The 13,122-nt window shown below is 73.9% G+C and carries 13 protein-coding genes; 5 read left to right on the forward strand and 8 right to left on the reverse strand.

The window, feature by feature from the left end:
- Nucleotides 1-70 precede the first annotated feature (70 nt).
- Entirely contained in the window at nucleotides 71-505 is a 435-nt protein-coding gene (locus EDD54_RS02280; protein ID WP_126536960.1) for an MAPEG family protein, read from the forward strand.
- A 24-nt stretch (nucleotides 506-529) separates the two neighbouring features.
- On the opposite strand, the gene EDD54_RS02285 is transcribed toward EDD54_RS02280, so the two are convergent.
- Nucleotides 530-1,402 (reverse strand): FkbM family methyltransferase, encoded by an 873-nt coding sequence (locus tag EDD54_RS02285; protein WP_126536958.1) that lies wholly within the window; start codon nucleotides 1,400-1,402, stop codon nucleotides 530-532.
- A 213-nt stretch (nucleotides 1,403-1,615) separates the two neighbouring features.
- Between EDD54_RS02285 and EDD54_RS02290 the strand changes: the two genes are divergently transcribed.
- On the forward strand, nucleotides 1,616-2,920 hold the full coding sequence (locus EDD54_RS02290) for an RsmB/NOP family class I SAM-dependent RNA methyltransferase (protein ID WP_126536955.1): 1,305 nt from the start codon (nucleotides 1,616-1,618) through the stop codon (nucleotides 2,918-2,920).
- Between the two features lie 132 nt (nucleotides 2,921-3,052).
- Entirely contained in the window at nucleotides 3,053-3,847 is a 795-nt protein-coding gene (locus EDD54_RS02295) for a pentapeptide repeat-containing protein (protein WP_126536953.1), read from the forward strand.
- A 30-nt stretch (nucleotides 3,848-3,877) separates the two neighbouring features.
- Here the strand turns inward: EDD54_RS02295 and EDD54_RS02300 are convergent, their stop codons facing one another.
- The gene (locus EDD54_RS02300) at nucleotides 3,878-4,456 is read right to left on the reverse strand and encodes a YqaA family protein (protein ID WP_126536951.1); all 579 of its coding nucleotides are present in this window, start codon (nucleotides 4,454-4,456) and stop codon (nucleotides 3,878-3,880) included.
- 255 nt (nucleotides 4,457-4,711) lie between these two features.
- Between EDD54_RS02300 and guaA the strand changes: the two genes are divergently transcribed.
- The gene (gene guaA, locus EDD54_RS02305; RefSeq protein WP_126536949.1) at nucleotides 4,712-6,277 is read left to right on the forward strand and encodes a glutamine-hydrolyzing GMP synthase; all 1,566 of its coding nucleotides are present in this window, start codon (nucleotides 4,712-4,714) and stop codon (nucleotides 6,275-6,277) included.
- A 69-nt stretch (nucleotides 6,278-6,346) separates the two neighbouring features.
- On the opposite strand, the gene EDD54_RS02310 is transcribed toward guaA, so the two are convergent.
- The 4 genes from EDD54_RS02310 to EDD54_RS02325 form a co-directional block, all read right to left on the reverse strand.
- On the reverse strand, nucleotides 6,347-6,880 hold the full coding sequence (locus EDD54_RS02310) for a hypothetical protein (protein WP_126536947.1): 534 nt from the start codon (nucleotides 6,878-6,880) through the stop codon (nucleotides 6,347-6,349).
- Nucleotides 6,881-7,231: 351 nt separating this feature from the next.
- Nucleotides 7,232-8,233, reverse strand: a complete 1,002-nt coding sequence (locus EDD54_RS02315) for a GlxA family transcriptional regulator (RefSeq protein WP_126536945.1) — start codon at nucleotides 8,231-8,233, stop codon at nucleotides 7,232-7,234.
- Complete coding sequence (locus EDD54_RS02320) at nucleotides 8,230-8,793, reverse strand: isochorismatase family protein (RefSeq protein ID WP_126536943.1); 564 nt, start codon at nucleotides 8,791-8,793, stop codon at nucleotides 8,230-8,232. The genes EDD54_RS02315 and EDD54_RS02320 overlap by 4 nt, the downstream gene beginning before the upstream one ends.
- Before the next feature lie 89 nt (nucleotides 8,794-8,882).
- Nucleotides 8,883-9,299, reverse strand: coding sequence for a DUF3307 domain-containing protein (locus tag EDD54_RS02325; protein ID WP_126536941.1), 417 nt, complete (start codon nucleotides 9,297-9,299; stop codon nucleotides 8,883-8,885).
- 311 nt (nucleotides 9,300-9,610) lie between these two features.
- Here EDD54_RS02325 and EDD54_RS02330 point away from each other — a divergent pair, with 311 nt between their 5' ends.
- Nucleotides 9,611-10,243, forward strand: coding sequence for a FecR family protein (locus EDD54_RS02330; RefSeq protein ID WP_126536939.1), 633 nt, complete (start codon nucleotides 9,611-9,613; stop codon nucleotides 10,241-10,243).
- A 136-nt stretch (nucleotides 10,244-10,379) separates the two neighbouring features.
- Here EDD54_RS02330 and EDD54_RS02335 read toward each other — a convergent pair whose 3' ends face one another.
- Nucleotides 10,380-12,335 carry a CHASE2 domain-containing protein gene (locus EDD54_RS02335; RefSeq protein WP_166653427.1) on the reverse strand — a complete coding sequence of 652 codons (1,956 nt, stop codon included), beginning with the start codon at nucleotides 12,333-12,335 and terminating at the stop codon, nucleotides 10,380-10,382.
- Nucleotides 12,332-13,021 carry a Crp/Fnr family transcriptional regulator gene (locus EDD54_RS02340; RefSeq protein WP_126536935.1) on the reverse strand — a complete coding sequence of 230 codons (690 nt, stop codon included), beginning with the start codon at nucleotides 13,019-13,021 and terminating at the stop codon, nucleotides 12,332-12,334. Before EDD54_RS02340 ends, EDD54_RS02335 begins: the two co-directional genes overlap by 4 nt.
- Nucleotides 13,022-13,122 lie beyond the last annotated feature (101 nt).

Consider the following 13,122-nt stretch of genomic DNA (forward strand, 5'->3'; position numbering starts at 1 on the left):
CGACGCACGCACCACGACCACCTTCGGGCCGATTTCCTCGGCCCGGAGGCCCACCGACCGGGAGCCGCCGATGCCCGCCGCCGAGACCGCCGTCGTCCTCGCCCTCCTGGCCCAGGTGCTGTTCACCATCGCCGTCATGTTGCGGGCCGGCCGGGCGCGCGTGCACGCCTTCCTCGGCGGCAAGGTCACCGGCGACGTCGCCCTCGGCCAGCACGAGCACTGGCCGGCCGAGGTGCGCAAGTTCACCAACAACATGAACAACCAGTTCGAGACGCCGACGCTGTTCTACGCGCTGGTGCTGCTCGCCCTGGTGATCCACGCGGCCGGGCCGGCCTTCGCGCTGCTCGCTTGGGCCTATGTCGGCACCCGCGTCGTCCACGCAGCCATCCACACCGGCTCGAACCGGATCCGGCCGCGCTTCCGCGCGTTCGCGGCCGGCGTCGCCTGTCTCGGCGCGATGGCCGTGGTGCTCACGGTCGCCGTGCTCGCGCCCGCGATCGGCTGAACGCCCGGGCCGTGGTGCCGCCCGTCAGGCCGCGAGCAGATCGGCGACCGCCATGTACGCGGCCGACCCGGGCGTGACCAGGAGCAGGTCGACGAAACGGCGCGAGGCGGGCGCGAGGTCGCCGTCGACGCGCGCGACGAGGTCGCTCCAGGTGGTGGCGCGGACCTTGCCGCCGGCATGGTCGATGATCATCGGGCGCTGCGGCAGGAAGCCGAGCCGGTGCACGAAGGCGGCGACGTCGGCCGCGGCGGCGACCATGCCGTGCGGCCAGAACTCGATCACGTAGGCCGAGGCGGCGTCGTCGGGCCGGAACACGGTGCGCGCGCCGGCGAAGATCCGCGGTTCGCTGCCCTGGGTGTCGAGCTTGGCGAAGAAGGCCCCGGGCGAGCGCCCGGCGAAATAGGCGTCGAGCGTGGTGATCTGGACGTCGACCGCGGCACGGCCGCCCTCGGACTCGTAGAGCCGGTGGTCGCCCATGTTGGTGCCCGACAGGAACAGCCGATCGACCCCGACCCGATCCGACAGGGCGGCGTTGACGAGGTGGACGCCGAGGCGGGCGCTGTGGCCGGCGTTCTGGCGCAACAGGGCGAAGTTGCCCGGATCCGGCTCGAAGGCGTGGATCGCCGAGCCCGACAGCATGATCTCGCGGGCGAGCGCGCTGTACCAGCCGATGTTGCCGCCGATGTCGAGGAAGGTCCCGAACAGCGGCAGCAGCCGCATCGCGATCTCGGTCTCCAGCGGCTCCCAGGTGCCGCGCTCGGCGATCTCGCGCGAGACGACGCTGTCGGTGCCGGCACGGTGGACCCGGAACGGATAGGGCGGCAGGCCGGCGTGCGCGATCGTCCTGAGCGTGCCGTCCCCGGCAGCGGACTCCGTGGTCGACGTCGGTCCGTTCATGCCGAGGGCTCGCTCAATCGATTGGAAAACAAGGGTGAGCCCGGTGCTGAGCCGGGTCTGCGACGATGCCGGCGATCCTAGGGACGGCCCTCCGCCGGTGTCAATCGCCCCTCTCGGGCCGCGATCGGTCACCGGGGCCGACCGATTCCGGTTGCCCGGGGCGCCCGCCTCGCCTAAGCACCGGGGCGAACGGGTCAACCGATGGAGAGCGACATGAAGGACGGGGGGCGGATCGCCGCGGCGATCGAGGTGCTCGCGGACGTGGACCGGACGCGCCGGCCCGTCCAGGATGCGCTCAAGGACTGGGGCCTGACCCACCGCTTCGCCGGTTCGCGCGACCGCAGCGCCATCGGCAACCTCGTGTTCGACGTCCTGCGCCGGCGCGCCTCGCTCGCCGCCCGGATGGGCTCGGAGGACCCGCGCCTGCTCGCCTCGGCCGCCTACGCCCTCTTGTGGGGCAAGGGCCTCGACGGTCTCCTCGCCGCCCTCGCCGACGACCGCCACGCCCCCGCCGCGCCGAGCGAGGCCGAACGCGCCGCGCTGCTCGCGCCCGACCTGCCGGAGGGCACGCCCGCCTGGGCGCGCGCCGACGTGCCGGCCTGGCTCGAGGCGTCGCTGACGCGCGCCTTCGGCGACCGGCTGCCGGAGGAGGGCGCGGCCCTCTCCGAGCGCGCCGAGATCGACCTCCGCGTCAACCCGCTGAAGAGCGACCGCGCCGCCGTGCTGGAGGCGCTCGCCCCGCTCGGCGCCGTCGCCTGCCGGTGGTCGCCGGTCGGCGTGCGCGTGCCGGCCGGAGCGACCGACGACAAGCCGCCCCACGTCGCCTCCGAACTCTCGTTCAAACGCGGCTGGTACGAGGTTCAGGACGAGGGCAGCCAGATCGCGGCGCTGATCGCCGCCGCGATCGGCGGTGGGCAGGTCGTCGACCTCTGCGCCGGCGCCGGCGGCAAGACGCTGGCGCTCGCCGCCGCCATGGGCAACCGCGGCCAGATCTACGCCTACGACAGCGACAAGCGCCGCTTCGGCGACATCCTGGAGCGCATCGCCCGCGCCGGCGCCCGCAACATCCAGATCCGCGAGCCGCGCCGCGGCGACGTGCTCGCCGACCTCGTCGGCAAGGCCGACCTGGTGCTGATCGACGCGCCCTGTACCGGCTCCGGCACGTGGCGCCGCCGCCCCGACGCCAAGTGGCGTCTCGCGCCCGGCGCGCTCGAGACCCGGCTCAAGGAACAGGACGCCGTGCTCTCCGACGGCGCCCGCCTCGTCCGCCCCGGCGGCCACCTCGTCTACGTCACCTGCTCGGTGCTGCCGGAGGAGAACGAGGACCGTGCCGGCGCCTTCCTCGCCGCCGAGCCGTCGTTCCGGATGGCGGACACCGCGGCGCTGTTCACCGCCGCCACCGGCGCGGCCCCGCCGCCCCACGCCACCGTGCCGCTCGCCGGCGGCACGGCGCTCCGGCTGTCGCCGGCCACCGCCGGCACCGACGGCTTCTTCGTCGCCGTGTTCGCGCGCGGCTGACCCGCCTCCGGCGCGCGGGTTCCGTTCCGCCGGATGGTTCACGACGTCATCATCTTCTCGCGATGGCCCGCGGTGCCCCTGGCGTCGCGGCGGCCGCGGTGTTCTGCTGGCGCCCGTCCTTGGGAGGGGAACATGCCGCGCCATCCGTTCGCCGTTGCGTTCGTAGCCCTGTGCCTCGCCGGCCCGGCCGCGGCGCAGGACATGACCCGCTATCTCGACATGGCCTCGCCGGCCATGACCGAGGCCGAGATCGACCGCGCCGGCGTCGAGGCGCTGATCGCGGCGGCCGGTCCGGGGCGCCCGGTCGACCTGCGCGGTCGCCGACTCAACGGCCTCGACCTCTCCGGCCTCGACCTCTCCGGCGCCGACCTGACCGCGGCGCGGCTGAACGGCGCCCGGCTGGTGGGAGCGAAGTTCGTCGGCGCCAAGCTCGCCCAGGCCTGGATGGTCCGCGCCGACCTCTCCGGCGCCGACCTGTCGAAGGTGGACCTGTTCCAGACCCAGATGATGGACGCGGTGCTCGCGAAGGCCGACCTTTCCGGCGCCCGCGTCGTCGCCGACCTGACGCGCGCGGACCTGCGTGGCGCCTCGTTGCGCGGCGCCGATCTCTCCGCCGACATGCGCAACCAGTCGATGGGGCTGATGCGCGGCGTGCTGACCTCGGCCCGCGCCGAGGGCGCGGACTTCTCGGGCGCGAACCTGTCGCGGGTCACCGCCGAGTTCGCCCGCTTCGCCGGCGCGCGCTTCACCGGCGCCGACCTCTCCGGCATGCAGGCGGCGGGCGCAGACCTTTCCGGCGCCGACGTGACCGCGGCGACGCTCGGCGGTCTCGACGTCAACGGCGCGCGGCTGACCGGCCTCGTCGGCGAGACCGAGGCCGTCGGTGCCGACCGCCTCCTCAACGCCGCCGCCGCGATCCGGCGCTGACGCGCCCGCCGGGTCGCAGCTGGCGCGCGCTCAGATCAGGCGGACCAGCAGGAAGCCGCCGACGATGGTGACCGCGACCGCCAGCATCACCCATTCGAGGCGGTTCTCGATGAAGTCGCGCACCGGTTCGCCGTAGCGCCGCAGCAGGGCCGCCTCCAGGAAGAACCGGGCGCCGCGGGTGATCGCCGACAACAGCAGGAACAGCGGGAAGTCGTAGCCGGCGAAGCCGGAGGCGATCGTGACCAGCTTGTAGGGGATCGGCGTCAGGCCCTTGAGCAGGATGATGGCCGCGCCCCACTCGGCGTAGCTCGCCTGGAATTTCGCCATGTCGTCGCCGAGGCCGTAGGCCGAGATCAACCATTGGCCGAGCGAGCCGAACAACCAGACGCCGATGGCGTAGCCGAGCGCGCCGCCGAGTACCGAGGCCGCCGTGCAGATCGCGGCGTACACGTAGGCGCGCTCGCGCCGCGCCAGCACCATCGGCACGAGCAGCACGTCCGGCGGGATCGGGAAGAACGAGCTCTCGGCGAAGGAGACGGCGGCGAGGGCGGTCGGCGCGTGCCGGCCGGCGGCCAGCGACATGGTCCAGCCGTACATCTGGCGCAGCAAGGCGAACGTCTCCGGGAGGGGGCGCCGCGGGCGGCGCGGGGCCGATCGCATCCGGCCAAACGTCGGCTTTCTAGCCCCGCGCCGGCGCGCCGGCAAGACGGCCGGACGCGGGGCCGAGGTGCACGCGAATCCGCTTGCCTCCACCGGCGTCACGGCTTAACGGGTGGCCGCACTCCACCATTACCGGCCGCCCCGCGGCCGGCGCCCCGCGGGGAGGGCGCCGAGCGGGCCGGGCCCGAACGCGCCAGGGGTGCCATGAGCCACGACACCATCCTCATCATCGACTTCGGCAGCCAGGTCACCCAGCTGATCGCCCGGCGCGTCCGCGAGGCCGGCGTCTACTGCGAGATCCACCCCTACCAGAGCGCCGACGCCGCCTTCGCCCGGCTGAAGCCGAAGGGCGTGATCTTCTCCGGCGGCCCGGATTCGGTGACCCGCGAGGGCAGCCCGCGTGCTCCCGAGACGGTGTTCTCGGCGGGCGTTCCGATCCTCGCGATCTGCTACGGCCAGCAGACCATGGCGGTGCAACTCGGCGGCGACGTCGAGGGCGGCCACGCCGCCGAGTTCGGCCGCGCCGACGTCGAGATCCTGAAGGCGAGCCCGCTGTTCGAGGGCCTCTGGGAGGTCGGGGGGCGCTATCCGGTGTGGATGAGCCACGGCGACCGCGTCACCCGAGCCCCCGAGGGCTTCGAGGTGATCGGCGTCTCGGAGAACGCCCCCTTCGCGATCTCGGTCGACGAGGCCCGGTGCTACTATTCCACCATGTTCCACCCCGAGGTGGTGCACACGCCCGACGGCGCCCGGCTGATCGCCAACTTCGTCCACCGCATCGTCGGCCTGAAGTCCGACTGGACGATGTCGGCCTACCGCCAGGAGATGATCGCCAAGATCCGCACCCAGGTCGGCGACGAGCGCGTGCTGTGCGCGCTCTCCGGCGGCGTCGATTCGTCGGTGGCGGCGGTGCTGATCCACGAGGCGATCGGCGACCAGCTCACCTGCGTCTACGTCGACCACGGCCTGATGCGCCTCGGCGAGAGCGAGCAGGTCGTCGGCATGTTCCGCGACCACTACAACATCCCGCTCGTCCACGTCGACGCCTCGGAGCTCTTCATCGGCCAGCTCGAGGGCGTCGCCGACCCGGAGACCAAGCGCAAGATCATCGGCCGGCTGTTCATCGAGGTGTTCGAGGCCGAGGCCAAGAAGATCGCCGCGGACGGAAGGGGCGCGCCGACCTTCCTCGCCCAGGGCACGCTCTATCCGGACGTGATCGAGAGCGTCTCCTTCTCGGGCGGGCCGTCGGTGACGATCAAGAGCCACCACAACGTCGGTGGCCTGCCCGAACGCATGAACATGAAGCTGGTCGAGCCGCTGCGCGAGCTGTTCAAGGACGAGGTCCGCGCCCTCGGCCGCGAACTCGGCCTGCCCGAGAGCTTCATCGGCCGCCATCCCTTCCCCGGCCCCGGCCTCGCCATTCGCCTGCCGGGCGGCGTCACCCGCGAGAAGCTCGACATCCTGCGCAAGGCCGACGCGATCTACCTCGACGAGATCCGCAAGGCCGGCCTATACGACGCGATCTGGCAGGCCTTCTCGGTCCTGCTGCCGGTCCAGACCGTCGGCGTCATGGGCGACGGCCGCACCTACGACCGCGTCCTGGCGCTGCGCGCCGTCACTTCCGTCGACGGCATGACCGCCGACTTCTACCCCTTCGACATGGCCTTCCTCGGCCGCGCCGCGACCCGCATCATCAACGAGGTCAAGGGCGTCAACCGGGTCGTCTACGACGTGACCAGCAAGCCGCCGGGGACGATCGAGTGGGAATGATCCGCCCGCGTCGTGCGTGGCGTGCGCAGATGGCGAGCTCGGATCTTCCTCGCTCGCCGCATGCGCCGCTCAGACGATCTCGCCCGTCAAGGTGCAGGTGATCGAGAGGTTCTCGAACGCATTCGGGCCGTTGGCGTAGAAGTTGACGTAGGGGACCGAGCCCTTCTGCATGATGACGTCGATTTCCTGGTTGATGTTGGTGTAGTAGATGTATTTGTCGGAGAAGATCTGCTGCGCGTAGGTCGCCGGCGCGATCTGGAGCGGGATGTGGCGGGGCGGCGACGTCGCGGTGCCGTTGTTTGCGAGCGCCAGCGAGATCGGCGGGTTGGACGAGGTGCCGGCACAGGCGATGCGGGTGAAATGAACGTGGCGAGTGTCGGGCAGCTTCGAGAAGTTGACGATGCAATTGATATAGCCGGAGCCGCAATCGTTGCTGATACGGTCCTCGTAGTACTTGCCGTAGCGGACCACGTTGCTGCCGGCCGCCGCGGCCGGAGCGGCGACGGCGGAGGGTGACATCAGGATCGGCTTGGCGAGCGCCGGGGCGGTGGCGGCGAGGATGGCGACCAGACCGGTCACGGCGAACGAAGGGCGGTTCGTCACGGCGGCAACTCCCACTTGGAAACGCATTCGACAATCGAAACAGGAGACGGCCCGCCGATGCGGCGGAGACGCCGATGTTCATATTATACCAGTCCCGCAAATTCCCGACTCGTCGGGACTTTGCGGGGTTTCGGCCATCCGGCCGGCGCCCGGTCGGGCGCTCCTCGCTCGCAAAGCTCCGACCAGAGGTCGGAACTTCGCGAACTTGGTATTACCTATACGGGATGCCGGTCGCCAATGCGGCGCGCCACGCCGACCGGGGCGATCTCTCGCGCTCCGCGTCAAGTCGCCACGGAACCCGCCGCGCGCCGATCTCGTCCGGCCCCCGGCCGGTCGCGGCCTCCAGCGGTATCACCCGCCGTCCGCCCTGGTCCGGCTCGGCGGTGCCGGGTGGAAGCGGGCCCAGGCGCGGCGGAACTGGCGGGCCGAGCCGTAGCCGACACGCTCCGCGACGGCCTCCATGTCGAGGCGCGAGCCGCGCACGAGTTCGCGGGCGAGGGCGACGCGCATGCGGTTGACGTAGTCGGTCACGCTCATGCCGGCGTGCTCGTTGAAGAGCCGCGACAGGTTGCGCGGGCTGGTGGCGGCGACGTCGGCCAGCGCCGTCACCGACCAGTCGCGCGCGGGATCGGCGGCCACCGCGTCCTGCGCCCGGTGGATCGCCGGATGGACGTGGTTGCGACCCTCGAGGAAGGGCGACAGCTGCGGGTCTCCCCCGGCCCGGCGCATGTAGACGACCAGATAGCGCGCGACCGCGAGCGCCACCGCGTGCCCCGCCTCGGCGGCGACGAGGTGCAGCATCAGGTCGACGCCGGTGGTGATGCCGGCGCTGGTCAGGCGGTCGCCGTCCTCGACGAACAGACGGTCGTCGAGGACGCGTGCGGTCGGCGCGAGCCGGCGCAGGTCGTCGATCGTGGCATGGTGGGTGGTGCAGGCGCGGCCCTCGAGCAGGCCGGCGCGGGCGGCGAGCAGGGCGCCCGAGCAGATCGTGACGAGGCGCACGCCCGGCCGCACGCTGCGCGCCAGCCACGACACGATCGCCGCCTCGGCGGGCGCGTCGGCGGCCTTGGCGTCGGGGCCTGCGCCGAGCGGCTGGTCGGTCGCCCCGGGCACGACCAGGATCGTGCCGTCGGAGAGCGCCGCCGGCAGCGGCGCGAGCCCGGCGACGGCGAGCCCGACCGACGATACCACCGTGGCGGAGGGGCCGACGAAGCCGACTTCGAAGCGGACCGCGTCCTGCTCCAGGTTCGCCTTGCGCAGCACCTCCACGGGCCCCGCGACGTCGAGCAGCAGCACCCGCGGCGGCACGACCACCACGACGGGGACGACGCGCGCCGTCGCGGCCGCGGTCATGCCGCGGCCCGTCCGGCCGCGGCGGCGGCGAGCGCCTCCTCGACGGTCGCGATCCGGGCGAAGCGGCCGGCCAGCACGAGTTCGGTGCGGGCACGGATCTCGGCCGGCGACCACGTCCGCCCGGCGACGTCGGTCATCGGGAAGGTGAGGGTGGCCTCGCCGACGTAGTCGACCTCCCAGCCGAGGTCGGAGGCGTGGCGGGTGGTGGTCTCGCAGCACTGCTCGGTGCGGATGCCCGAGACGATCAGGCGGCGGATGCCGCGCCGGGTCGCCCAGACGTCGAGGCCGGTGCCGACCAGCGCGCTGTGGCGGCGCTTGGCGAACACGACGTCGGGCACGATCACGAGCGGCTCGAGCGGCCGGACGAAACCCGAGGCTTCCGAGAACGGGCCGGTGTCCTCGACGTGGAAGACCTGCACGACCGGTACGCCGAGCCGGACGGCGCCTTCGATCAGCGCCTGCTGGCGCTCGACGTAGGCCGGGACGTCGTCCGCGCGGAAATAGGGGCGGTGGCGGAAGGATTCCTGGGCGTCGACGACGACGAGGGCAGTGGCGGACATTTCGCGTACTCCGGTGGGGGATCCACGCGGGTCATCCTAGCGCCGCGGCCGATGGGCGAAATGCCGGGCGCGGACGAGGTTGGGACGTTTCACGCCACCGCCGCGCCGGCGGCCGAGGCGGCGACGGCGAGCGCGAAGGCGAGGTGGGTCAACTGGTGCAGCATCTGGTCGAGGCCGATCAGCCACCAGAATTCCTGGCTGTTCGGTGCCACCGCGAGCGTGCGGCCGAGGACCGACTTGGCGCGGTCGATCGCGAAATGGACGACGAAGTCGACGGCGGCGAGCCAGGCGAGGGTGGGCGCGAGCACGAGGGTGATCGCCAGCGTGAACAGGCCGTGGATGCCGGCGTGGACGGCGAGCGGCGCGGCCCAGCCGTCGGCGCGCTCCTTGCCGGTCGCCATCCAGCCGGTCTGGAGCAGGAAGTCGGCGACGACGTGCTTCAAGGTGAACAGCGCCATGACGCCCGCCAGCCATGTCATCGTCGGCGGAACGGCGGCTGGCAGCATCGAGGGCGGTCCGTGACTTGCCGCCGGGGGCGGGGGTTGGGTCCTGCCGCCGGTGGCGGCGGGGTTTTGGTCCCGCCGCCGGGGGGCGGCGTCGGGCGCCCGCGGTGTCCGCCGCGCCGACCGTGCCGATCTACGCCGTTTCGCCAAGGGATTCCAGTTACCGCGGGAACAGCGCCGCCCGCGGATTCGGGCGAATCCTCCAACTCGGGTCCCACGTGGGGCAGGGCGGCGTTGCCGCTTGCCGCGGACGCGGCATACTCGGCCGCGTGCGGCGACTTGAACGGGAGGCCGCGCACGGAAGGGGGGCGGAGATGGACACGATCGGGATCGGACACGTCACGCGGCGGCGCGTGGTCGGGCTGGCGGGCGGGCTGCTCGCCGCGGGCGTCGCCGGATCGGCGCGCGCCAACGAGAACGACGAGCCGGTCGGCGTCGTCGGCGACGCCGAGGGCGCGGCCTTCGCGCGCCGGCAGAGCACGCGCCGGCTCGAGGTGCGCTCCAGCATCCTGCTCGGCGACCTCGTCTGGACCGCCGCCCGCTCGCGCGCGGCCCTCGACCTCGACGGCGGTACGCGGATCAACCTCGGTCCGAAGGCGCGCCTCAGGATCGACCGCTTCGTCGCCGCCGCCGGCGGCACGCTGGAACTCGGCGAGGGCGCGCTGGTGTTCGACCGCCCTGACGACCTGCCGAAGCTCGACCTCCAGGTCCGCACCACCTTCGGCCTGATCGGCGTGCGCGGCACCCGCTTCTTCGCCGGCCCGAGCCGCGGCAGCTTCGGCGTCTTCGTCGCGCGCGGTTCGGTGCGCGTCTACACCGGCGGCGCCGAGCGCGTCCTCGAGGCCGGCGACGGCGTCGACATCCCCGCCCGCTTCGCCCGGCCGTCGCCGGTCAAGAAGTGGGGCGCGGCGCGGGTCGACGAGGCCTTCGCGAGCGTGCTCGGCTGAGCCGGTCGATCAAGCCGAGCGCGCGACGCCCGACCTGCCGTCGGAGCGTTGCGCGCGAGCAGCGCCCGACCGGGCGCCGGCAGATAGGCCGAAACCGCGCAAAGCCCCGACGTGTCGGGACTTTGCGAGGCGGGACTCACGGTCCCTCCGCCGGCGTGAACAGTTCGAGCGTGCCGCGGCCGCGGATCTCGCGTGCACCGAGCGCGCGGAAGGAGAGGTCGGGCAGGCGGGCGCGGCAGGTCGGGCCGACGCAGATCGCCGTGCCGAGTTCCTTGTTGAGCGCCTCCAGTCGGGCGGCGGTGTTCACCGCCGCGCCGTGGGCGGTGTAGTCGAGCTTGCCGCCGGCACCGACGTCGCCGATCACCACCTCGCCGGTCTCGACGCCGACGCGCGTGCGGCCGAAGCCGGCCGCGGCGGCGTCGGGCCGGGCGCGGAACGCCTCGCCGAAGGCGACGACGGCGCGGGCGGCCTCGACCGCACGGCGCGGGTGGTCGGGAAGGTCGACCGGGGCGTTGAAGAGCGCGTGGACGGCGTCGCCGACGATCTTGTCGATCATGCCGCCGTGACCGGTGACGATCTCGACGACGCCGGCGAAATAGCCGTCTAGCAGGCGGACGAGTTCGGTCGGGCCGACGCGGTCGGTCACCGCGGTGAAACCCTCGACGTCGGTGAAGAGCGCGGTCACCTCGCGCCGCTCGCCGTCGAGCTTGACGAGGTCCGGCCGGGCGGCGATCCGCGCCACCACCGCCGGCGCCAGATGCTGCTCGAAGCGCCGGCGCAGCGCCGCCGCCTGACGCCGCGTCGACACCGCCGCCGCCGTACCGGCGGCGACCACGGCGACCAGCCCGGCGAGCGGCGGCCCGATCGGATCGACGACCCGGTCCCACCACGCCAGCGCCGCGACGGCCCCGCCCGACCAGGCGGTGCCGGCCGCGATCGTGGCGGCCGCCGCGGGCAGGGGGCCGACCGTCGCACCGAGCGCGAGGCCGAGCGCGGCGAGCACGCCGGCGGCGACGATCTCGACGATCCACGCCGTCTCCGGCCGGTGCGGCACGCGGCCGGACAGGAGCGTCCCGAGCGCGTCGGCCTGGATCTGGACCGACGGCGCGACCGGGTCGGCGGCGGTGGCGCGCAGTGCGCCGAGTTCGGGCGCGGCGCCGCCGATCAGCACCAGCCGGTCGGCGAAGCGTGCGGCGTCGATCCGGCCGGCGAGCACGTCGGAGGCCGCGACGGTGCGGGCAGTGCGCAAGGCCGGCGGGCTCGGCCGGAAGCGCAGCGTCGCCTCGCGTCCGAGCGGCACGCGGCGGGGACCGATCGCCAGCGTGTCCGATTCGACGACGAAGGCCGCGGCGCCCTCGCCGATCCGCAGCGTCTCCGCGGCGAGGCCGCCGGCGACCGCGTCGCCGACCGCGACCAGCAGCGGCACCCGCCGGACCACGCCGTCGCCGTCTGCCTCCAGCGAGGCGGCGCCGAGGCCGGCGGCGTTGTCGGCGACGACCGCCAGCGGCGTCACGGCGCCGGCGGCCGCCCATGGGGCGAGGGTGGGCGCCGCGCCGCTCACCAGCACCGGCGTCGACGGGCCGGCGTCGCCGCCGCCGAGCAGGAAGGCGGCCACCGTCGGCGCCGCGGCCATGGCGCCGGCGAGGCGCTCGTCCGGATCGGGCAGGGCGGCGAGGGCGCCGACGAGGTCGTCGCGGCCCTCGCGTGCGGCGAGGATGGCGGCGAGCCGGGCGGGGGAGGCGCGGTCGGGTCCGGCGAACACCACGTCGACGCCGATGGCGCGCGGGCCCCCGGCCGCGACCGCCTCGACCAGCTCGGCCGTGATCTCGCGCGGCCACGGCCACGGCCCGACCGCGGCGAGGCTGGCGGCGTCGATCGCCACCACCACGACGACGCCGTCGTCCGCCGTCGGACCGGCCGCGGCCAGCACGGCGTCGGCGGCGCTCTCGCGCCACGCGACGACGGTGCGGCCGGGCAGGGCGGCGACAACCGCAGCCCCGACGGCGAGGGCGAGGAGGCCGGCCGCGACCGGGCCGCGCCAGCCGCCGGCGCGGCCGCGCCAGGGCGGCCCCGGGAGGCGCGGAAGCCTCACCCCTCCTCCCCTTCCGCGACGGCGGCGAGCCGGCCCGGCCGGCAGATCAGCCCGCCCGGCACCCGCTCGATCGCGCCGGCCGCCTCGAGTTCGGCGAAGGCGCGGTTGACCTTGGGCCGGCTGGCGCCGATCACGTCCGCGATCTCGGACTGGTTGAACGGCAGCTCGAGCCGCGCCTTGCCGGCCTCGACCGGCAGGCCCTTGGCGAGCCCGAGCAGGAAGCGGGCGAGCCGGGCCTCGAGCCGGTAGAGCGCCACGGTCTCGAGCTGTTCGGTGGTGTCGCGCAGCTTGGCGCACAGCACGTCGACGAAGACGCGCGCCACGTGCGGCCGCGCCGCGATCAGACGGTCGAGGTCGGCGCGGGCGACCGACCACAGCTCGACGTCGGTGACCGCGGTGGCGTCGGCGCTGCGCGGGCCGCCGTCGAGCACGGCGATCTCGCCGATCAGGCTGCCGGGGCCGGCGTGGCGCAGCGACAGCTCGCGGCCCTCCGGCGACAGCACCGACAGCCGGATCCGGCCGGCGGCGACCACCAGCATGTCGCGGCCGGGATCGCCGCGCTGGAACAGCACGGTCCCGGCGGGATGACCGCGCCGGCGCGCCAGGGCGGCGACGGCGGCGCGATCGTCCGGCGTCAGCGCGGCGAACAGCGCGTCGGCGGCGAGGATGTCGGCGAGCGGCGTCATCGGTGCGGCACCCCGGCTGCGGAGGACGGTCCCGCCGCAGCCTACGCCGAATCCGCCGCGCCGTGCATCACCCCGGACGGCCCGATGCGCCATCGCGCCCG

This window comes from Oharaeibacter diazotrophicus (assembly GCF_004362745.1).
In the GTDB taxonomy this organism is placed as follows: domain Bacteria; phylum Pseudomonadota; class Alphaproteobacteria; order Rhizobiales; family Pleomorphomonadaceae; genus Oharaeibacter; species Oharaeibacter diazotrophicus.

Bases quoted from the DNA above. Each gene is read 5' to 3' on its own strand.
- EDD54_RS02295 (WP_126536953.1), top strand. From the start codon at position 3,053: ATGCCGCGCCATCCGTTCGCCGTTGCGTTCGTAGCCCTGTGCCTCGCC.
- EDD54_RS02320 (WP_126536943.1), bottom strand. From the start codon at position 8,793: ATGTCCGCCACTGCCCTCGTCGTCGTCGACGCCCAGGAATCCTTCCGC.
- EDD54_RS02325 (WP_126536941.1), bottom strand. From the start codon at position 9,299: ATGCTGCCAGCCGCCGTTCCGCCGACGATGACATGGCTGGCGGGCGTC.
- EDD54_RS02330 (WP_126536939.1), top strand. From the start codon at position 9,611: ATGGACACGATCGGGATCGGACACGTCACGCGGCGGCGCGTGGTCGGG.
- EDD54_RS02285 (WP_126536958.1), bottom strand. From the start codon at position 1,402: ATGAACGGACCGACGTCGACCACGGAGTCCGCTGCCGGGGACGGCACG.
- guaA (WP_126536949.1), top strand. From the start codon at position 4,712: ATGAGCCACGACACCATCCTCATCATCGACTTCGGCAGCCAGGTCACC.
- EDD54_RS02315 (WP_126536945.1), bottom strand. From the start codon at position 8,233: ATGACCGCGGCCGCGACGGCGCGCGTCGTCCCCGTCGTGGTGGTCGTG.
- EDD54_RS02340 (WP_126536935.1), bottom strand. From the start codon at position 13,021: ATGACGCCGCTCGCCGACATCCTCGCCGCCGACGCGCTGTTCGCCGCG.
- EDD54_RS02280 (WP_126536960.1), top strand. From the start codon at position 71: ATGCCCGCCGCCGAGACCGCCGTCGTCCTCGCCCTCCTGGCCCAGGTG.
- EDD54_RS02290 (WP_126536955.1), top strand. From the start codon at position 1,616: ATGAAGGACGGGGGGCGGATCGCCGCGGCGATCGAGGTGCTCGCGGAC.